The sequence below is a fragment of the Pseudomonas quasicaspiana genome (genome assembly GCF_021147825.1).
Lineage (GTDB): Bacteria > Pseudomonadota > Gammaproteobacteria > Pseudomonadales > Pseudomonadaceae > Aquipseudomonas > Aquipseudomonas quasicaspiana.
Genome location: NZ_JAGTPI010000001.1, coordinates 407236 through 425618, shown reverse-complemented (window position 1 = coordinate 425618; position 18383 = coordinate 407236). Strand labels below are relative to the sequence as shown.

At 56.2% G+C, this 18383-nt stretch carries 22 protein-coding genes; 13 read left to right on the top strand and 9 right to left on the bottom strand.

Translation table 11 applies throughout. The features are described from left to right. Positions 1 to 350: 350 nt before the first annotated feature. Both sodC and KDX30_RS02015 read left to right on the top strand, forming a co-directional pair. On the top strand, positions 351 to 872 hold the full coding sequence (gene sodC / locus KDX30_RS02020) for a superoxide dismutase family protein (protein WP_231674820.1): 522 nt from the start codon (positions 351 to 353) through the stop codon (positions 870 to 872). Between the two features lie 82 nt (positions 873 to 954). Beyond that, on the top strand, positions 955 to 1845 hold the full coding sequence (locus KDX30_RS02015) for a pseudouridine synthase (protein WP_231674819.1): 891 nt from the start codon (positions 955 to 957) through the stop codon (positions 1843 to 1845). A gap of 73 nt (positions 1846 to 1918) precedes the next feature. Here the strand turns inward: KDX30_RS02015 and KDX30_RS02010 are convergent, their stop codons facing one another. Next, positions 1919 to 2143, bottom strand: a complete 225-nt coding sequence (locus tag KDX30_RS02010) for a YgdI/YgdR family lipoprotein (RefSeq protein WP_027898189.1) — start codon at positions 2141 to 2143, stop codon at positions 1919 to 1921. A 95-nt stretch (positions 2144 to 2238) separates the two neighbouring features. Then, on the bottom strand, positions 2239 to 2832 hold the full coding sequence (gene mobA / locus KDX30_RS02005) for a molybdenum cofactor guanylyltransferase MobA (RefSeq protein WP_231674818.1): 594 nt from the start codon (positions 2830 to 2832) through the stop codon (positions 2239 to 2241). A gap of 77 nt (positions 2833 to 2909) precedes the next feature. Here mobA and moaB point away from each other — a divergent pair, with 77 nt between their 5' ends. The 3 genes from moaB (at position 2910) to KDX30_RS01990 (ending at position 5686) form a co-directional block, all read left to right on the top strand. Beyond that, positions 2910 to 3449, top strand: a complete 540-nt coding sequence (gene moaB / locus KDX30_RS02000; RefSeq protein WP_027898187.1) for a molybdenum cofactor biosynthesis protein B — start codon at positions 2910 to 2912, stop codon at positions 3447 to 3449. 7 nt (positions 3450 to 3456) lie between these two features. Then, positions 3457 to 4659, top strand: a complete 1203-nt coding sequence (locus KDX30_RS01995; RefSeq protein WP_231674817.1) for a molybdopterin molybdotransferase MoeA — start codon at positions 3457 to 3459, stop codon at positions 4657 to 4659. A 100-nt stretch (positions 4660 to 4759) separates the two neighbouring features. Then, entirely contained in the window at positions 4760 to 5686 is a 927-nt protein-coding gene (locus tag KDX30_RS01990; RefSeq protein WP_231674816.1) for a glycosyltransferase, read from the top strand. 199 nt (positions 5687 to 5885) lie between these two features. Here KDX30_RS01990 and KDX30_RS01985 read toward each other — a convergent pair whose 3' ends face one another. Further along, positions 5886 to 7694, bottom strand: coding sequence for a monovalent cation:proton antiporter-2 (CPA2) family protein (locus KDX30_RS01985; RefSeq protein ID WP_099268684.1), 1809 nt, complete (start codon positions 7692 to 7694; stop codon positions 5886 to 5888). Positions 7695 to 7938: 244 nt separating this feature from the next. Here KDX30_RS01985 and KDX30_RS01980 point away from each other — a divergent pair, with 244 nt between their 5' ends. Then, the gene (locus KDX30_RS01980) at positions 7939 to 8127 is read left to right on the top strand and encodes a hypothetical protein (RefSeq protein ID WP_027898664.1); all 189 of its coding nucleotides are present in this window, start codon (positions 7939 to 7941) and stop codon (positions 8125 to 8127) included. Between the two features lie 38 nt (positions 8128 to 8165). Here KDX30_RS01980 and KDX30_RS01975 read toward each other — a convergent pair whose 3' ends face one another. Further along, a complete protein-coding gene (locus tag KDX30_RS01975) occupies positions 8166 to 8558 on the bottom strand; it encodes a Fe2+/Zn2+ uptake regulation protein (protein WP_231674815.1) in 393 nt (130 codons plus the stop codon). Positions 8559 to 8780: 222 nt separating this feature from the next. On the opposite strand from KDX30_RS01975, the gene pvdQ reads away from it, so the two are divergent. After that, the gene (pvdQ, locus tag KDX30_RS01970) at positions 8781 to 11123 is read left to right on the top strand and encodes a bifunctional acylase PvdQ (protein ID WP_231674814.1); all 2343 of its coding nucleotides are present in this window, start codon (positions 8781 to 8783) and stop codon (positions 11121 to 11123) included. Positions 11124 to 11301: 178 nt separating this feature from the next. On the opposite strand, the gene KDX30_RS01965 is transcribed toward pvdQ, so the two are convergent. Next, positions 11302 to 12336, bottom strand: coding sequence for a FecR family protein (locus KDX30_RS01965; RefSeq protein ID WP_231674813.1), 1035 nt, complete (start codon positions 12334 to 12336; stop codon positions 11302 to 11304). A 195-nt stretch (positions 12337 to 12531) separates the two neighbouring features. On the opposite strand from KDX30_RS01965, the gene KDX30_RS01960 reads away from it, so the two are divergent. The 5 genes from KDX30_RS01960 to map all read left to right on the top strand — a co-directional run bounded on the left by KDX30_RS01960 (position 12532) and on the right by map (position 15716). Further along, positions 12532 to 12975 (top strand): GNAT family N-acetyltransferase, encoded by a 444-nt coding sequence (locus KDX30_RS01960; protein WP_122395544.1) that lies wholly within the window; start codon positions 12532 to 12534, stop codon positions 12973 to 12975. Positions 12976 to 13056: 81 nt separating this feature from the next. Continuing rightward, complete coding sequence (locus tag KDX30_RS01955) at positions 13057 to 14097, top strand: Ldh family oxidoreductase (RefSeq protein ID WP_231674812.1); 1041 nt, start codon at positions 13057 to 13059, stop codon at positions 14095 to 14097. An 88-nt stretch (positions 14098 to 14185) separates the two neighbouring features. Beyond that, complete coding sequence (locus KDX30_RS01950) at positions 14186 to 14383, top strand: hypothetical protein (protein WP_027898670.1); 198 nt, start codon at positions 14186 to 14188, stop codon at positions 14381 to 14383. 290 nt (positions 14384 to 14673) lie between these two features. Further along, on the top strand, positions 14674 to 14928 hold the full coding sequence (locus KDX30_RS01945) for a ParD-like family protein (RefSeq protein ID WP_027898671.1): 255 nt from the start codon (positions 14674 to 14676) through the stop codon (positions 14926 to 14928). After that, the gene (gene map, locus KDX30_RS01940) at positions 14925 to 15716 is read left to right on the top strand and encodes a type I methionyl aminopeptidase (RefSeq protein WP_099268690.1); all 792 of its coding nucleotides are present in this window, start codon (positions 14925 to 14927) and stop codon (positions 15714 to 15716) included. Before KDX30_RS01945 ends, map begins: the two co-directional genes overlap by 4 nt. A 42-nt stretch (positions 15717 to 15758) precedes the next feature. Here map and KDX30_RS01935 read toward each other — a convergent pair whose 3' ends face one another. The 4 genes from KDX30_RS01935 to KDX30_RS01920 form a co-directional block, all read right to left on the bottom strand. Continuing rightward, the gene (locus tag KDX30_RS01935) at positions 15759 to 16019 is read right to left on the bottom strand and encodes a hypothetical protein (protein ID WP_122395546.1); all 261 of its coding nucleotides are present in this window, start codon (positions 16017 to 16019) and stop codon (positions 15759 to 15761) included. A gap of 66 nt (positions 16020 to 16085) precedes the next feature. Beyond that, entirely contained in the window at positions 16086 to 16328 is a 243-nt protein-coding gene (locus KDX30_RS01930; protein WP_099268946.1) for a DUF6555 family protein, read from the bottom strand. 354 nt (positions 16329 to 16682) lie between these two features. Next, on the bottom strand, positions 16683 to 17405 hold the full coding sequence (locus KDX30_RS01925; RefSeq protein WP_231674811.1) for an endonuclease: 723 nt from the start codon (positions 17403 to 17405) through the stop codon (positions 16683 to 16685). Between the two features lie 4 nt (positions 17406 to 17409). Then, positions 17410 to 17661 (bottom strand): DUF1654 domain-containing protein, encoded by a 252-nt coding sequence (locus KDX30_RS01920; RefSeq protein ID WP_027898675.1) that lies wholly within the window; start codon positions 17659 to 17661, stop codon positions 17410 to 17412. 178 nt (positions 17662 to 17839) lie between these two features. Between KDX30_RS01920 and KDX30_RS01915 the strand changes: the two genes are divergently transcribed. Next, positions 17840 to 18226 (top strand): hypothetical protein, encoded by a 387-nt coding sequence (locus tag KDX30_RS01915; RefSeq protein ID WP_231674810.1) that lies wholly within the window; start codon positions 17840 to 17842, stop codon positions 18224 to 18226. The last annotated feature ends 157 nt before the right edge of the window (positions 18227 to 18383 follow it).

The following is an 18383-nucleotide window of genomic DNA, read 5'->3' as shown; positions in this document are numbered from 1 at the left end:
GGGGCAAACCGGCAGGGATGCCGGTTTAGCCGCCTCAGGCCATGGATGGCCGGTGGCGGCGGCCCCACGCAGCAATGTCGGATTACGGGCATGCCGAGCCCAAGCGAGGCACCAAGTGGTGGGGCAAGAACCTTTTGCTTACTTTTGGGCTCCTTTCAAAAGTGACGCGCTGTAAAAGCGCAACCAATACCAGCCATCACCGCAACAACGGATATACCCCCAATCAAACACCCACACACATATTCCGCGGAACTAATTCGCCGTCAAGCTGGTACAAGACTAGGTACCAACTCCACCCCGGCAGGCTTTTTCAGGCTGCCTTGCACTTTTTCTCAGCAAATGGACGAATGATGAAATCTTATCTCTGGCTTGGCCTGATTGGCGCTTTTTCTCTGAACACGGCATTCGCCGACTCGGTGTCTGTACCGATGAATCTAGTGAGTGCGACGGAGGCGGCGAAGCCGATTGGCGAGGTCATCATCACCGAAACTGAATACGGCCTTCTGTTCACTCCCAACCTGACATCGTTGCCAGCCGGTGTTCATGGCTTCCACATCCACGAAAATCCAAGCTGTGAGACCGCCGAGAAAGACGGCGTAAAAGTTGCCGCTCAGGCCGCAGGTGGTCACTGGGACCCGAAAAAAACCGGCAAACATCTGGGTCCTTATGCGAACGGCCACCTGGGTGACCTCCCGGCCATTTACGTCACCGAAGACGGCATGGCCAACTACCCGGTACTGGCACCGCGTTTGAAAAAACTCAAGGACGTCAAAGGTCATGCGTTGATGGTTCACGCAGGTGCGGATAACCATTCCGACATGCCCAAGCCTTTGGGTGGTGGCGGTGATCGTGCAGCGTGTGGCGTGATCTGACACTTTCAGATGATTAGCCGTAGTAAGGCTCTTGGGTGATAATGCGGCGCTGTTCACTCAAGAGTCACCCACGAGCCCACGTATGTCCGAGTCTGCTTTTTCCGCTGCCAAGAGTCAGGCCAGTACCCTCTATTTACCGCCCGGGAAGTGGCTCACTGTGCTTGATTGTCTGTGCGCGCATTTCAGTGCCATCAGCCGTGAGCAGTGGCTTGACCGTATTGCCCGTGGACGGGTGCTGGATGCCGACGGCAAACCTGTCGATGTGGATCTGGCCTATCGGGAAGGGCTGCGGATTCACTACTTTCGTGAAGTGCCCAACGAAACGCCGATCCCGGTGCAAGAGTCGATTCTCTATGCCGACGAGCATCTGGTGGTTGCCGACAAACCACACTTCCTGCCGGTCACCCCTGCTGGGGAATACGTCGAAGAGACGCTTTTGCGCCGTTTGATCCGTCGCCTGGATAATCCCGATCTGGTGCCTTTGCATCGTATTGACCGTCACACAGCCGGGCTTGTGTTGTTCTCGGCCAACAAGCAGACGCGCTCGGCGTATCAATCATTGTTCCCGACCCGACAGATCGACAAGCGCTATGAGGCCATTGCGCCGGCATTGCCCGGTGTCGAGTTTCCTCGAGTGCATAAAAGTCGATTGATCGATGGCGAGCCGTTCTTTCGCATGCAGGAAGTCGAGGGCATCAGCAATACAGAAACCGCCATGGAGGTCTGTGAGCGCAACGGTGATCTTTGGCGCTACGCGCTGTATCCGGTCACCGGCAAGAAGCACCAGTTGCGCGTGCACATGGCCGCTTTGGGGGCTGGCATCTGCAATGATCCGTTCTACCCGAACGTGCTCAAGGATGCAGTGGACGATTACGCGAGGCCACTGAAATTACTCGCCCAAAGCCTGCGCTTTATCGATCCGGTCACTGGCCAGCAGCGGCAGTTTCAGAGTGAAATCCATCTGGACTGGTAGCGCTGCATTTTCTGTAAGACATAAAAAACCCGCACTTGGCGGGTTTTTTACGTTTGCTGCATCGGGCTCTGAGTTACAGATCCTTGACAGTACGCACCTGATCTTTGTTGACGCGGGTTTCTTTACCGTCGAGTTGCTTGAACTCGTAGAAGCCCGAATCTTCATCGTATTTCGGGGTGTCGACAGCCTGGATTTCCCGGCCATCGGTCAGGGTGATCACTGTCGGCGATGCACAGCCTGCGAGGGATGCCAGGCCCAGTGCGAGCAAAAAGGCAGCGGGAAGGGTCCGTTGTTTCATTACGGTGTCTCCTGATCGATTCTTGGTTAACTGACGTTTAAGACGTATCTGCTTGCAGCAAGTTCAAACAATATTAATTGCAGCCAAGGCCGGCCCTAGCCTGTGGTCTGGTTCAGCAGGTCCGGGGTATTGAGGTTGGCGAGACGGGGGTCATCGGTTTCACACTGTACAGCGACAGCATCCAGTCTCTCCATCACCTTGCGCGGGCTGCGTTCTCCGCTTTGCCATGCGGCTTCGAAAGCCTGTAAATCGCACGTCGGGATCACGCAGAGCAAGGGTTGCCAATGCTCGCCGCTACGCACCATCACCGGCTGTCGAGGATGCCTGAGGGCTGTTTCCCGCAGTTCCTGTAGCAGTGAATGGTCAATCAAGGGCACGTCGCAGGGCAGGATCAGAAGATGCGTATGGCGCGCCAGGGGCAGAGCAGCGCGAATACCGGCGAACGGTCCGTGAAACTCATCGTTGCCGTCCTGCACCAGTCGATCAGCATAAGCTGCGTATTGCTCCAGGTTGCGATTGCACGAAATGAGTAAGTCATCCGTCAGCGGGCGGGTCAGGCGATGCAGGTGCTGGATCAGCGGCTCACCGTTCCAGAGAATCAGACCTTTGTCCCGGCCACCCATGCGCTGCCCCTGACCCCCGGCCAGCAGCAGGATGGAGCAGGCGGGAAGGGTGATGGCATCTGGCATGAACGACTCGACCGAAGCAGTGGAATGGGGTGCTGTGATATAACACCGGCCTGTTTTCTCTTCAACTGGATAGAGCCATGAAAGCCAAGGCTGACACCCCTTTCGTACCGCTGAATATTGCTGTTTTGACGGTGAGTGACACCCGTACTCGCGAAACTGATACGTCTGGCCAGATGTTTGTCGATCGTCTCACTGAAGCCGGTCACAGCCTGATCGAGCGCGTGCTGCTCAAGGATGACTTGTACAAGATCCGCGCGAAGGTCGCTGGCTGGATTGCCGATGATGAAGTGCAAGTGGTGCTGATTACCGGCGGCACGGGTTTCACCGGCCGTGACAGTACGCCGGAAGCGGTTGCTTGCTTGCTGGATAAACAGGTTGATGGTTTCGGTGAGTTGTTCCGACAGATATCCGTGCCGGATATCGGCACTTCGACTATTCAGTCCCGGGCTCTTGCCGGTCTGGCCAACGGTACGCTGGTCTGCTGCCTGCCCGGTTCGACCAACGCAGTGCGCACCGGTTGGGACGGCATCCTCGCTCAGCAGCTGGACAACCGTTTTCGCCCCTGCAACTTCGTGCCGCATTTGAAGCAAGCCGAGCCTTGCGCAACACGTGGGTAATGCACCGATGAACAAGCCGTTGATGCCGGTCGAACAGGCCCTGGCGCGTTTGCTGGAAATGGCTGAAGCAGCGCCCGTCACTGAGTCAGAAACAGTGCCGTTGGCGCAGGGTCAAGGCAGGGTGCTGGCGCAGGACATGATTGCAACGCTGGACCTGCCACCGTGGCCCAACAGCGCCATGGACGGTTATGCCTTGCGCCTGTCTGACTGGAAAGGCGAACCGCTGGTCGTCAGTCAGCGGATTTTTGCCGGTCAGGCACCGGAGCCTTTGGCGCCTGGTACGTGCGCGCGGATTTTCACTGGCGCACCGGTTCCGGCGGGTGCCGACTGTATCGAAATGCAGGAAAACGCCGAAGTCTTCTCCGATCAGCGTGTGGGGTTCACCGAGCCTCTGCAGATCGGCCAGAACATCCGCCCCCAAGGTCAGGAAACCCGAACGGGTGACAAAGTCCTTGCTGCCGGCACGCGTCTTGGGCCTATCGAGCTGGGGCTGGCCGCTTCGTTGGGGCTGGCGGAGCTGCAAGTGATCAGGCGTGTACGGGTTGCCGTGCTCTCGACCGGCGATGAGCTGATCGAACCCGGTCAGCCACTGGGGCCGGGGCAGATCTACAACAGCAACCGCGTGTTGTTGTGCAGTTGGCTTAAAAGGCTGGAGTGCGATGTGATCGACGCCGGAATTCTGCCCGATGATCTGGAGAAGACCCGTACGGCATTGGGTGCGCTTAACGACGTGGACTTGATCCTGTCTACCGGCGGCGTTTCCGTGGGTGAAGCGGACTTCCTTGGGCACGCACTGCGCGAGGAGGGCGAATTGTCGCTTTGGAAGCTGGCAATCAAGCCTGGCAAGCCGCTGACGTTCGGGCATTTTCGCGGTGTGCCGGTGATCGGTTTGCCAGGTAATCCTGCATCGACGCTGGTGACCTTCGCCTTGCTGGCCCGTCCTTATCTGCTGCGTCGTCAGGGAGTGGCCGACGTCACGCCGCTGCAGTTTCCGGTACCCGCAGGCTTCGCCTGGACCAAACCCGGCAACCGCCGAGAGTATTTGCGCGGCAGGCTGGAGCAGGGACGGGCAGTGTTTTACAAGAACCAGAGTTCTGGCGTGTTGCGCAGCGCGGCCTGGGCTGATGGTTTGATCGAGGTTCGCGAAGGCAGCACCGTTGCTGAGGGCGATCAGGTCAACTTCATCCCCTTGAGTGAAGTGCTCGGCTGATTGGGTTTTTACCGGTCCGTATGGTCTATCCGCGAGGCATGAGCTACCCTCAAAAACGCTGACAAGTTGGGCATTTCGGTTTTCGCCCTGGAGTTTTGTTATGCCGTCTTTGAGAGTGGCTTGTGTCATCCCGACTTATAACGGGCGAAAGGACCTGGAGCGGTTACTGGATTCTCTGGCCACCCAGACCGCTGTCTTCGACACCCTGATCGTTGACTCAAGCTCCAGCGATGGAACGCTTGAGTTGGCTCGTTCGCGCTGCGCAAATGTAACGCGCATTGACAGCAAGGACTTCAACCACGGCGGCACGCGGCAGATGATGGTTGAGTTCAACCCTGATTACGACGTCTACGTCTATATGACGCAGGACGCGTACGTCGAGGATGTGCAGGCCATCGCCAACATACTGCTGCCTTTCGCCGATCCGAAAGTCGGTGCCGTGTGCGGGCGCCAGTTACCCCATAAAGACGCCAGCCTGTTGGCCCAGCACGCCCGTTTGTTCAATTACCCGCCGGTGTCACAAATCAAGACGCTGGACGATGCGCCGGTATTGGGTATCAAGACACCCTTCATGTCCAATTCGTTTGCGGCCTACCGCCGTGAAGCCTTGCTGGATATCGGTGGCTTCCCCCGGCATGTGATCTTGTCCGAAGACATGTACGTCACGGCGAAGATGCTGATGCGGGACTGGAAAGTGGCGTATGAAGGCTCGGCGGTGTGTCGTCATTCTCACAACTACACCATTTGGGAAGAGTTTCAGCGTTACTTCGATATCGGTGTGTTTCAGTCCCGCGAAGCCTGGATCTACGACACCTTCGGCGGCGTTGGCGGGGAGGGGATGCGTTACGTCAAATCAGAGCTCAGATTCCTCGGGCCTCGGCGCTTCCAACTCTGGCCGCTGTCGTTCATTCGCAACGCAGCAAAGCTGGTGGCTTACAAGCTCAGCAAGCAGGAAAAACACCTGCCTAAACGTCTGAAGAAAAAGCTCGGTATGCATGGTCGTTATTGGGATGGGCCGTATGGATAGAAGGGAAATGCATCCAGCCTCAGTTCGACGGGTTTGAATCGAATGTTCGCCGTGAATCAATAAAGCTTTATTCGTGCATTACATAGTCATCGCGGGCAAGCGCGCTCCTACCGTTTGATCGCATTCAGACGGTAGGAGCGCGCTTGCCCGCGATGACTATTTACCATTCAAATCAGGTCATGCAGCCTGTTCGGCCCTCTCAATCCTTCCCGGCTTCCTCTTCCTGCCTGTCCGCCTCGAACAGCTGAGACAGCTCTTTCCTGGCTTCCCGGGCGGTTTGCAGAACCTTGGCCGCGTCGTCATACACAAGATGCTGTGCTGCCAGAACCTGTTCATCGTGGCGTTTGAAGCGGCTGATACGCGCGTCCGCCTGCGTCTGGGTCAGGCCCAGGCCGATCAGTGTCCGCCGACTCATTTCCAGGCTGGAATAGAACGTTTCCCTGACGGCCTGTGCCCCAACATCGATCAGACGATGCACATGCTGCCGGTTGCGAGCGCGGGCGATAATCTTGATGTTCGGATACAGCTTGTTAACCAGCTCAGCAGTCTTGATGTTGATATCAGGATCATCCGTCGCAATGATAAAAAACTCCGCCTGCTCAACCTTTGCTGCGCGAAGGATTTCAGGGCGCAACGGATCGCCGTAGAACACTGGCACATTACCGAAGCTGCGTGAAAACTCGATGGACTCCACGGCAGTATCAAGGGCAACAAAAGGGATGTTCTGCGCGCGCAGAATCCGCGCAACGATCTGGCCCATACGGCCCATGCCTGCGATCACCACCCGCGGCGCGTCGGTGTTGATATCCCGGTACTCGTCCGGGACTTCCACCACGACCGGCTTGGGTTTGAGCCAGCGGGCTATGCCCAGTAATAACAGTGGAGTCAATGCCATGGACAGTGTGATGGTAAGTACCAGCGTGTCGTATAACTGAGCGTCAAACAGGCCTTGATCGCTGCCAATCTTGAACACCACAAAAGCGAACTCACCACCCGCAGCGAGCACGATGCCCAGTCGTAGCGCGCTTTGCTTGCCCAACCCGCCCGCCAGTCGCCCGACAATAAACAGCAGCGGCAATTTGATGAAAATCAGTAGCAGTGTCAGGCCCAGTACGACCAAAGGTTCGCTGAGCAACAATCCGAGATTGGCGCCCATGCCCACGCTCATGAAAAACAAACCGAGCAACAGGCCCTTGAACGGCTCGATTTGCGACTCCAGTTCGTGACGGTACTCCGAGTCAGCGAGCAGCAGACCGGCAAGGAAGGCTCCCAGTGCCATGGACACGCCCACCAGATCCATCAGCCATGCCGTGCCGATAACCACCAGTAAAGCGGTCGCCGTGGACACTTCCTGGATTTTTGTCTTGGCCACAATGCGGAACACCGGACGCAGCAAGTAGCGACCACCTACCACCACAATCGCAATGACGCCCAGTACCTCCAAGCCATGAGTCAGGCCATCGCTGGCACTGAGCTTGTCGTCTGTACCGGCGAGCAGCGGCACCATGGCAATCAACGGGATAGCGGCGATGTCCTGAAACAACAGAATGGCAAATGCCAGTCGGCCGTGAGGGCTGTTCAGTTCCTTGCGCTCGGCGAGACTCTGCAGACCAAAGGCCGTGGACGACAGCGCCAGTCCTAATCCCAGAACAACGGCAGTATTCAGTGGCTGGCCGAAGGCGAGCAGGGCAATCATGCCGATGACCAGCCCCGTCAACAGGACCTGCGCCATACCGACGCCAAACACCGCTTTGCGCATCACCCATAAACGCTTGGGTGACAGTTCGAGGCCGATGATAAACAGCAACAACACAACACCCAGTTCGGAGATATGGCTGACGCTTTCGGGATTGCCGATCAACCCCAGCACCGACGGGCCGATGATCACACCGGCGAACAGGTAACCGATCACCGCACCCAGTTGTAGCCGCTTGGCCAGTGGAACGGTCAAAACCGCGGCGAACAGGAACACGACTGCGGCCTGCAACAGGCTGCCTTCATGGGGCATGGTTGACTCCTTGCTAGACACGAATAGACCGAGTGGACGGCCTTGAAAGGGCGCTATTAAACCACGCGAATTGTAACCAGCGTTGTCCGGATGTGCTCTGGCATGGGCTGGAGAGCAATTGCAGGGAAGGCATTACGAGGAGGCTGGTTTGAGGATGCCGCTGTCAGGCCTGGCACATCAGCGTAAGATAGGTGCGCATTTGAGCGTAATGAATGCTGTCCACGAAGATTTCAGGAACCTTGCAATGACCAATAAACAACGTTTGATCTATTCGCTGCTGATCGCCCTCGCGGTACTGGCGATCATGCTGGGTCTTTCACACCTGCAAGCCAGCGGTGTCATCAGCGAGAAGACTTTCCAGTACATCGCTATCGCCGTTGCCGTTCTGGTCGTGGTCATCAACGGCGTGATACGTCGCAAGGTCAAGCGCTGAGGGCTTGCGTTCCGGATCATAGCCGGGCGGTCATTTCATTAAGCCGACTTGCCCGGTTCGTTGAGTAGTTCCATGGCCTGAGGGTGCAAGCTATAGCTTTTGTCCGGATTGAGAAAAATGACGCCTTCGTCGCAGAGGCGTTTAAGTACTTCCCGCACGCTCAGGAAGGACAGCGGAATATCCAGCTTGAGCATTTGACTGTGCACACCACGCACGCCCAGAGGCTGACCCTCGCTGGTTGCCTGCAGCAGTGCATCCAGAACTTTCAACCGGACCAGGCTGGTCCGCAGACCAAAGCTTTTGAGCAACTTGCGGATAGGTTCGTTGCCCTGGCGTTCTGTATCAGCGACAGGCGCCTGTGCCTGTGCCTGCGCGGCAATGGCTGACTGGCGCAGCATCGTTCGGGTTGTGGTGGCTTGACGATTCAACATGCGCAAATTCCTTTTCAGGCTCTAAAAATGCTTGCCTCACTTAGTAAGACGTATGAGCGCTGCAAATCCTCAATCGTTTTTGAAAAAAACTTTACCGGGCATCGCTTCAACTGCTCTCCGGCTGAGCATTGCGCACTAAATTTCCCCGTCGTTCTTCGTCTTTAAGTGAGCCACAGCCCCTCCCGGCTGTGCCTTTCTGTAAGCCAGCCATCAGGAGTCAGAGTGATCATTTTCAAGCGCGTGCCGACGTTGTGTATTTCCGGATTATTGTTTGGCCTGAGTGTCAGCGCTCATGCGCAGTTGCCCGGGCAACAGGCCAGCGCGGAAGTCCGCAGGACCACCTTTGGCGTGCCGCATATTCGCGCACAGAACGAGCGTGGCCTTGGTTATGGCATCGGCTATGCCTACGCGCAGGACAATCTTTGCCTGCTGGCAAACGAAGTGGTCACGGTTAATGGCGAGCGCTCACGTTACTTCGGTCCTGAGAATCAGACCTTCGAGAAGCGCAACAACATGGCCAGCGATGTGTTCTTCAACTGGTTGAATACGCCCACGGCCGTTGCAGCATTCTGGAAGGCCCAGACGCCCCAGGTCCGCCAATTGGTTGAAGGATACGTGGCGGGTTACAACCGGCTCCTCGCGGAAACACAAGCGGCCGGTACTCAGGTTGAATGCCTTAATGCGCAATGGCTGCGCCCGATCACTGTCGAGGATCAGGTCAAGCTCACGCGTCGTTTGCTGGTAGAAGGCGGTGTGGGGCGCTTTGCCGAGGCGCTGGCCGCCGCGACACCGCCTGCCGCCGCCGGTGCCAATACCGCCAGCCGGTCAATAGATTCAATGTCATTCGCCAGCGCCGCTGACCACGACAAGAACTTTGCGCTCGAGCGCGGCAGCAATGCGGTGGCAATCGGGCGTGACCGGTCGGAGAACGGGCGCGGCATGCTGTTGGCCAACCCGCATTTTCCGTGGGTTGGCGGCATGCGTTTTTATCAGATGCATTTGACCATCCCCGGCAAACTCGACGTGATGGGCGCTGCTCTGCCCGGTTTTCCGCTGATCAATATCGGTTTCAGCCAGCATCTGGCCTGGACCCATACGGTGGATACCTCGAAACACTTTACGTTGTACCGCCTCAAGCTCGATCCCAAGGATGCCACTCGTTATATCGTTGACGGTCAGTCCCGACCGCTGAAAAAAGCCACAGTCACCGTTACTCTGACTGACAAGGACGGCAAGCCCCAACAGCAATCCCGTGAGATCTATCAGTCCGAGTTCGGTCCGGTGGTGCAATGGCCGGGCAAGCTGGACTGGAATCACGAATATGCCTACAGCCTGCGTGATGCGAACCTCGGCAATGACCGGGTCATTCAACAGTGGTACGCGATGAACCGCGCTCAAAGTCTCGCTGAGCTGAAAGGGGCGTTGCAGAAAATCCAGGGCACCCCCTGGGTCAACACCCTCGCGGTCGATGATCAGGGGCAGACGCTCTACACCAACTATTCAGTTGTGCCGAATGTCAGCCAGCAGAAGCTCGCCCAATGCAGCGATCCTGCTGCCGGGCTTGAGATGATTGTGCTCGATGGCTCGCGCAGTGCCTGCGCTTGGGATAACGACCCGACAGCGGCACAGGCGGGTATTTTTCCGGGTTCGGCGTTGCCAACCTTAAGCCGTAGCGATTATTTGCAGAACTCCAATGACTCGGCGTGGATGACCAATCCGGCGCAGCCTTTGACCGGTTTTTCGCCGCTGATCAGCCGTGATGCCCAGCCGCTGGGTCCCCGCACGCGCTTTGCAGTAGATCGACTGACCAGCCTGCAACAGGCTGGCAAAGTTAACCTTGCCGACTTGCAGGCAATGGTCATGGATAACCGGGTTTATCTGGCCGAGGCGGGCGGGCTGCTGGATGATCTGCTGCAATACTGCGCAGGGTATTCCGGGGCGGATGTTGCGACGATCAAAAGTGTTTGCACGAGCATGAGTCAGTGGGACCGCAGCGCCAACCTGGAGGCTGGTATAGGCTTTGTGCATTTTCAGAACATCACCAAAGCGCTGCAAAGTGTGCCGAATGCCTGGCGTATTGCATTTGATCCGGCCAATCCGATCCACACGCCTCGCGGGCTGGATATTCAACAGGCGGGTGTAACCGAAGCGCTGCATGCGGCAGTGCTGGAATCGGCGGAGCAAATGAGCAATGCGGGTCTGAAGGCAGACAGTCGTTGGGGAGATATTCAGGTTTCAACCGCGGGCACTCAGCAGACGCCGATCCATGGCGGCCCGGGCATCTTGGGCATATACAATGCGATACAGAGTGTTCCGCGTGGTGATGGCAAGCGTGAAGTGGTCAGTGGCAGCAGCTATTTGCAGGTAGTGAGTTTCGATGAGCGCGGCCCCCATGCTCAAGGATTGCTGGCCCCCTCTGAATCAACCAGTCCGGAGTCGCCGCACCGCCGGGACCAGACTGAGGCGTTCTCCAAAAAGCAATGGGCTGTATTGCCGTTCACCGAGCAGCAGATCCAGGCGGATCCAGCTTATCGGTTGCAGGTGATCAAGGAAGGGCAGAAGTAATTTCCAGGAGGAATATTCGATCAATCTGAATTGGAAAGAGATCCCTGTGGGAGCGGTGCTTGCCCGCGATAAGGCTGGACTCGATTTCCTTTAGGTCGCGCCCAGCCTTATTGTCGGAATGTCGCCCAGACCAAGCTCGGCCCCCACATCGGCCTGCTCCTGTCTGGGGATCGTCTAACTAACCCTTCGGCGTAGCACTCGGCCGTCTATTGATGACCTGATTGCCTTCGTTGTTACGGGTCACCGTCACGGGCAGGACCTTGGGCAGTGAAGCCACCAGACTCGCCATTTCCTGCGTGTTGTAACTACCGCCGATGCGGATTGCGCCGGTGGCGTTGTCGGCCAGCAGTATGGGTTGCGGCAGGTAGCGATTGATCAGCGGTAGCGCTTGCGCCAGCGGCAGATTGTTGATCACCAGCTTGCCATTGCGCCATGCCAGACTGTTGTCGTTGGCGTAGGTCTCGCTGATCTGTGGCTCGAAATCGCCGCTTTTGTAACTGGCCTGCATGCCGGGCTCAAGGCGATAACCGCTACCGGGTTGAGACGTGTCACTGACCACCTGGACCGACCCTTCGAGCAACATCACCCGAACCTGATCCTGATACATCCAGACGTTGAATTTTGTACCGGTGACCTTGACGCTGCCTTGGCCTGCCTTCACCACAAACGGATGTTGAGCATCGTGGCTGACCTCGAAGAACGCTTCGCCTTTGTCCAGCACTACGCTGCGCCGATCCTTGTAGTTGGCGAAGGTCAGGCGGGTTCCCAGATTCAACTCCACCCGACTGCCGTCAGCCATGGTAATCAAGCGGGTACTGCCGTCGGCTTCATAGGTGTCATAGGCATTGGGCAGCCAGCCCTGGTTCCATCCGATATAGCCTGCAACCGGCAATGCCAGGGCGATGACCGCAGCCGCTGCGGCATAACTGCGCCAGTTTTTACCGGGAGCTTTTGGTACTGCGCCAGTGAGCAACTTCGCGACGTTTTCGTGATGGGTGGGCAGAGGATTGACCGGTACAACCTGCTCGGAAATTTCCCAGATTTCCAGCATCGCCTGATACTCGACGGTATGCAGCGGATGAGCATCAAGCCACTGTTCGAATGCTCTGCGCTCTTCAGCGGTGCAATCGCTGGCGTGCATGCGCATGCACCAATGTGCTGCGGCATCGGTGACGGCGTCGTATTCGGCTTCGCTGAGAATTGGGTCGGTCATTGGCACTCCGGCTGTAGGAGCATTCTACATCTGCGCAGGAGCGGGGGAGAACAGCTATGGCCATTGAATATCAACACAGCAGGCCATTTTTTGGGTAATAGAGGTCAATTCGCGTTAACGCATTGTTTTAACACCCTATTGAATGCACAGCGGTATTAGACTGCCGATCTTCCAGTTAACCCCGTGGAGCCATGGATGAACGTGAGTATCGAACTAACCTCAAACCCCACCGACGAACAAGTGTCAGCAATCCTTACGCCATTGCGTGCCTATAACGTTGCTCAGGCGGGAGAGTCCGGAGCGGAGAAGTTTGCATTACTGGTTCGGGATGAACAAAGCAATGAAGTGCTAGGCGGATTGAATGGCAGCATCTTTTATCGATGGATGTTCATCGAGTTGCTGGCGGTGCCGGAGCAGGCCCGTGGTCAGGGGCTTGGTTCGCGTTTAATGACGATGGCGGAAGATCTGGCGCGGGAGAAAAATTGCGTGGGCATATGGCTCGATACATTCGATTTCCAGGCACCGGACTTCTATCGCGGCCTTGGTTACAGCGAGTGCGGTCAGATCAACGATTATCCACCCGGGCACACCCGTTACTTCTTCCAGAAGCGCCTCGATAACGTCGATTTACCCGCGTGATGTTTGCGCGGTAATGTGCGCAGCGCGTGACGCAATACTTCATCGCTGGATAACGTGTTTAACCTGACGCCGGAGTTTCAAATGTCTGTAACTCGCGATATCGAAACCCATAATCTCAGTTTCAATGAGCTGGCTCAGGTGCTGCGACAGATATTCGTACGCCACGGAACGTCGGAAGAGGTAGCCGAAGTCCTTTCGCAAAACTGTGCGAGTGCACAGCGAGATGGCTCCCATAGTCACGGGATTTTTCGTATTCCGGGCTATTTGTCGTCGTTGGCCAGTGGTTGGGTCAATGGGCAAGCCGTGCCGGTGGTGGAGGATGTCGGCGCTGCATTTATTCGGGTCGACGCGGCCAATGGCTTCGCACAGCCTGCGTTGGCGGCGGCGACGCCTTTGCTGATAGAGAAGGTTAAAAGTGCGGGTATCGCGATTCTTGCCATTCGCAGCTCTCATCACTTTGCGGCGTTGTGGCCAGATGTCGAGCCATTCGCCGAACAGGGGCTTGTCGCGTTGAGCGTGGTCAACAGCATGACGTGCGTAGTGCCACACGGCGCGCAGAAGCCGCTATTCGGTACCAATCCCATCGCGTTCGCTGCGCCGCGTGCTGGTGGACAGCCCATTGTGTTTGATCTTGCGACCAGTGCCATTGCCAATGGCGACGTGCAAATCGCCGCTCGCGCCGGACGCACTTTGCCAGTTGGCATGGGCGTTGATAGCGCCGGGCAGCCGACACAGGAGCCCAAAGAAATTCTCGATGGCGGGGCGCTGCTGCCGTTTGGTGGCTATAAAGGGTCTGCTTTGTCGATGATGGTCGAACTACTGGCGGCGGGTCTCACCGGGGGTAATTTCTCGTTTGAATTCGACTGGTCCAGGCATCCGGGCGCCCAGACGCCCTGGACCGGGCAATTGCTGATCGTCATTGATCCTGACAAAGGCAGCGGTCAGCACTTCGCAGAGCGCAGCGAGGAGTTGGTCAGGCAGATGCATGGCGTCGGGCAGGAGCGCATACCGGGTGACCGGCGTTATGAGGAACGAGAAAAATCACTCGTGGAGGGTATCGAAATTTCTCGAACCGAGTGGGCTAACCTGCAAGCGCTCGCCGCAACAACAACCGATCGCTGACAAAGCCGTTCGTCGCTCGCTGGCTTGCGTTATCCGTCTTATACAAATACTGTATGTTTAAACAGTAAATTGAAAAGAGGCGGTTGCCATGTCCCTTGAAAACGTTGCAAGCACTACCACTGATCACGCATCCATCATTGCCGGCATGAATGAAATGCAGCGCGAAGACTTCCTGGCACTGGCGGCCGCGCTTCGTCAGTTCAATGCCTATGAGCCGCTGGTGTCGATGGCCATCGTTAACGCCCAGAACGCGGGTGATTACCAGGTTCGCCTTGCTGCAGACTGACTTCATTTTCAGCGTGCGCTCTGGTCACGCTTTCAGTCGTTGCAGCGGAGCGTGCAGGTCGGCGTTTGCCATTGCGTATCAAGCGAAGCGCCACCAATGTGCCGAGCAGCGAGACCACGAACCAGCCCAGCAGAAAGTTCACCACCCTTGATTCTCCAGATTACGGCCGCAGGGATTTATACCACTCTCAGCAACTGATAATCAGGTAGCCAGACAGAATCGACGCAAGGCTGTCTTGATTGGCTATATATGAAACGTATATGCTTCGTATATTCCATACGAGGTGAATCATGGGGCTGGTCAAAATTTCTGAACATATGCACGCCAATATCCGTGCAGCGAGTGCGGCACTCAGTCGATCGATCAATGCGCAGGCGGAGCACTGGATGCGGGTTGGTATGTTGAGCGAGTTGCACCCCGGACTGAATTACAGTGATATCTGCCAGATGCTGATCCGTACTGAAAACGCCGATGGCGTCGTACTGAGTGCGCAGACCTACGATATCTCGCCTGTTGAATCGCAGCCGAAGGTGGCTTCTCGATGAGCGGCCCGGTCAGCATCAAAAGTGAAGCGGATCTGGTTCAGCTGCGAATTGCCGGCAGGTTGGCTGCCGACGTTCTGGCCATGATCACCCCGCATGTAAAGGCGGGCGTCAGCACCGAGGCACTGGACGATATCTGCAATGAATACATCGTCAAAGAGCTGAAAGTAATCCCGGCCAATGTCGGTTATCACGGCTTTACCAAGACCACCTGCATCTCACCCAATGCGGTGGTGTGTCACGGCATACCGTCCGCGTCCGACATCCTCAAGGATGGCGATATCATCAACATCGACGTTGCCGTCATCAACGATGGTTGGTACGGCGATACCAGCCGCATGTACTTCGTCGGTGAAGTCAGTCCGTTGGCAAAGCGTCTGGTGCACACCACCTACGAAGCCACTCGTGCCGGTATTCACGCGGTACGTCCCGGAGCTACGCTGGGCGATATCGGCCATGCAATCCAGACGGTGGCGCACCGTGAAGGGTTCAGCGTTGTTCGTGAATATTGTGGCCACGGGATCGGTCGTAACTACCACGAAGATCCTCAGGTGTTGCACTACGGTGCACAAGGAAAGGGCATGCGCCTCAAGCCCGGCATGGTCTTTACCATTGAGCCGATGATCAATGCGGGCAAGCCGGGCACCAAGACATTGCCTGATGGCTGGACAGTGCTAACCAGAGACTTGTCTTTGTCTGCCCAGTGGGAGCACATGGTCGCGGTCACGGAGACCGGCTTCGAGCTGCTCACGCCATGGCCAGAGGGTACTGGCGAATACCCGGAGATCTGACATGAAAAAGCCCGACCTGAAACAGGTCGGGCTTTTTACGTTCTAGCCCTGGACTTCAAAGGCTTTGGCAGCAACTACACCTGCCGAACTAAGCTTGATCGGGTAATTGAGCGAACGCCCCGGCTCGCCTGGTGAATCGACGCTGCCGTGGTGAATCAGGCCGCCTTGTTGCAAGTACTCCAGGGTGTCCGCGACTGCGTTCTCCCCCCTATAGTTGTCGAGTACTTCTTTACCCAAACCTGCCGGGTGGGCTTTCAGGAGTCGGGTGAGGACTTCTTTTTCAAGGTCTTTATCGATTGTCATGCTTACCTCGCGTTGCTGGTTGATGAGCGCTGCTTGGTAATTGGGACCGTCTCAAAATGGGTTCGTTTAGAGTTTCTCGTTCCTGGGTGTCTTTTTCCAATGCACCTGGGTTACGCCCCGTCCCTCTGCCTGCTTGAGCGCGACTCGAATAGGCCCTGTCGCAACATTGTCGCCTACCTGCCAAACCCCCGCGTGCAGTGTGGCAATGTGCAGCGCGTCGCTTTCGCATAGCTGTAATGCCTGATGGCAAAAGTGTCGAGGTTCACCGCGAAACTGGTAATGAATTTCAAAATCCGTCTGATCTTTCATCATTGCCCCTGCCTGTGTTGTCTAGGGATGCGTCTCTGAAAATGTGTACTTCCTGGGTACCTGAGAGCTTGAGCCGGGATTGTGTCCGACGTGCTACCCAATCATTTAGAGATCGATACAGGCTTGCAAAAGACTTCAAGCGGCCTTGAATCGTACTGCTGCTCCAGCTATCGCTTTTCTGATGTTTTGTCCCGAAAAGAGATACGGAGATTTACACCGAATTGAACATAGTTGTACAAAACTCCGATGAGTGGCGATGTGCTTTATGGAGTCGAGAGGGACTGCGCCTCAGGCAGAGGAGAGCATTGCTAACCGGGCAACCTGTCCTTCAGGTTGCCCGATTCAGGTAGGCCGCTAACGGGCTCTTGAGACGGTTTTTTCGCAGCTTTTCAGATCTACCGGGCCTACGAACTCGTTGGCTCGTCCCATCACACAGGCAATCTTCTGATTACGCTGGCGCTCCCAGCTTTCCACGGGATACGTCTTGTTCCAGGCCTGATAAAGCTGCTGGTCCTGACGCGACAGACGCAAGTTGTACTGCTTGCTCATATAGAAATACGTGCGCGCAATCATGCCGCGAATGGAAGGCCGTGGCATGACCTTTTTGGCCTTGAAATCAACCTGAGTCAGGCACGATCCGTACTGGCCCGTTTGGGCCGGAAGCCAGCCAAAGCTAAAATTGTTTCGATCGCCGTTGACCTCGCCAATGCTGGGCACAAGGTTGTGCAGGTCGGCTTCGGCTTGCTGGAAAATCTTGTCATTCTTCGTACAGTTTTTGCGTCCGCCGTTCTGCCAGCATTGACGCAAATGACCGATTTGCCATGCCGGAACGATGTGCTCCCATTCAATGCGCTTGGCGCGCGTGGCGTTCTTGCGTGGGACATAGCCGCAACCGGCGATATCAACCTTGTTGCCACTGTATTTACAGCCGCAGTAAAACTCCGTTGACTGGGCGGAGTAGAGGCCCCAGGCAATTTTTTTTGCCTGGCTGAAGGTATGTGGCGCTTCTGCGTGAACGTTGATTGGAGCGGTGAGGAGCAGGGTTGTACAAAGCAGGGTAAGGATTCGCACCATCATGCCGTCAGTCTTCCTTCGGCACTGTCCAGAAAATGTGTATACCGCCATCATCCCGATAGGCGAGGGTTACGTTGTCGTTTTCAGCGATCTCTTCAAGCAACTGATTCCACTCGTCTTCGATTTCATCTGGCAGACGGAATATCAAGGCCGCCTTGGCTTTCTGTGCCGTAGGTGAATTGATGATCTTTTGTACTCTTACGCCCAAACGTTCGTAGGAGCTGGGTAGGGACTGAGTTGCTGCGCTGGATTTCGCCACGGAAAAGGTTCCTGGGTTGCTGTACGGGCATACAGTATTTCACTGTGGGCTATTTCGCAACTTCTCTGTAGGAAAACAGAACGGACCTGTAGGCATCACCGTCTGGCACTCAGCGTTAAAGAAAAAAACGGCGTAGCCGATTGCTGGGTCAGGACTCCATTAATTCAGGATGACAGTCATGACTATTTTCACCGTCGGTTTTTCAGCGCCTGCGTTCAGTATCGGTGCGGGAACGACCCCCAGCGCAGATGCTGTTACTGAAGACGAGAAGAAGCTCGATACGACGTCGGAAGAGAAAAAAATCAGCGGCGACATTTCCGATCATCTGAGTGTCTCTTCCAAGCGGCTGCTCAAGCGTCTGGCCGAATTGCAGGAGCAGTTGCGTGACTTGAGGGCGAGGATGCAGTCCGCAGAAAACGCTGCCTATTCGAATCTCGCGGCCAAAAATTCGGTGGTGTCCAGCTTTCAAAGTCAGATAACCGCGGTGACCGGATCAATCATGTTGATGTCCGCGTCGTTGTTCAAAGAACTCGACAGAAGTGGTGGCATGGACATTACGGTGTAATCGTTACTCGATTATTTAGCGCAGCACTCCGTTCCAGGCGTTGACAATCGTCGCGCCGTTTCTCATAGTTCGTTTCTCGCAAACGTTTGCGCCATGATCGTCGATCAGGGGTGCGATACTTTGCCCGACACAATAATCATAAGATCGGAGTGTACCC

Coding starts and splice junctions, on each gene's coding strand:
- sodC (WP_231674820.1), top strand. CDS start 351: ATGAAATCTTATCTCTGGCTTGGCCTGATTGGCGCTTTTTCTCTGAAC.
- KDX30_RS02015 (WP_231674819.1), top strand. CDS start 955: ATGTCCGAGTCTGCTTTTTCCGCTGCCAAGAGTCAGGCCAGTACCCTC.
- KDX30_RS02010 (WP_027898189.1), bottom strand. CDS start 2,143: ATGAAACAACGGACCCTTCCCGCTGCCTTTTTGCTCGCACTGGGCCTG.
- mobA (WP_231674818.1), bottom strand. CDS start 2,832: ATGCCAGATGCCATCACCCTTCCCGCCTGCTCCATCCTGCTGCTGGCC.
- moaB (WP_027898187.1), top strand. CDS start 2,910: ATGAAAGCCAAGGCTGACACCCCTTTCGTACCGCTGAATATTGCTGTT.
- KDX30_RS01995 (WP_231674817.1), top strand. CDS start 3,457: ATGAACAAGCCGTTGATGCCGGTCGAACAGGCCCTGGCGCGTTTGCTG.
- KDX30_RS01990 (WP_231674816.1), top strand. CDS start 4,760: ATGCCGTCTTTGAGAGTGGCTTGTGTCATCCCGACTTATAACGGGCGA.
- KDX30_RS01985 (WP_099268684.1), bottom strand. CDS start 7,694: ATGCCCCATGAAGGCAGCCTGTTGCAGGCCGCAGTCGTGTTCCTGTTC.
- KDX30_RS01980 (WP_027898664.1), top strand. CDS start 7,939: ATGACCAATAAACAACGTTTGATCTATTCGCTGCTGATCGCCCTCGCG.
- KDX30_RS01975 (WP_231674815.1), bottom strand. CDS start 8,558: ATGTTGAATCGTCAAGCCACCACAACCCGAACGATGCTGCGCCAGTCA.
- KDX30_RS01965 (WP_231674813.1), bottom strand. CDS start 12,336: ATGACCGACCCAATTCTCAGCGAAGCCGAATACGACGCCGTCACCGAT.
- KDX30_RS01960 (WP_122395544.1), top strand. CDS start 12,532: ATGAACGTGAGTATCGAACTAACCTCAAACCCCACCGACGAACAAGTG.
- KDX30_RS01955 (WP_231674812.1), top strand. CDS start 13,057: ATGTCTGTAACTCGCGATATCGAAACCCATAATCTCAGTTTCAATGAG.
- KDX30_RS01950 (WP_027898670.1), top strand. CDS start 14,186: ATGTCCCTTGAAAACGTTGCAAGCACTACCACTGATCACGCATCCATC.
- KDX30_RS01945 (WP_027898671.1), top strand. CDS start 14,674: ATGGGGCTGGTCAAAATTTCTGAACATATGCACGCCAATATCCGTGCA.
- map (WP_099268690.1), top strand. CDS start 14,925: ATGAGCGGCCCGGTCAGCATCAAAAGTGAAGCGGATCTGGTTCAGCTG.
- KDX30_RS01935 (WP_122395546.1), bottom strand. CDS start 16,019: ATGACAATCGATAAAGACCTTGAAAAAGAAGTCCTCACCCGACTCCTG.
- KDX30_RS01930 (WP_099268946.1), bottom strand. CDS start 16,328: ATGAAAGATCAGACGGATTTTGAAATTCATTACCAGTTTCGCGGTGAA.
- KDX30_RS01925 (WP_231674811.1), bottom strand. CDS start 17,405: ATGATGGTGCGAATCCTTACCCTGCTTTGTACAACCCTGCTCCTCACC.
- KDX30_RS01915 (WP_231674810.1), top strand. CDS start 17,840: ATGACTATTTTCACCGTCGGTTTTTCAGCGCCTGCGTTCAGTATCGGT.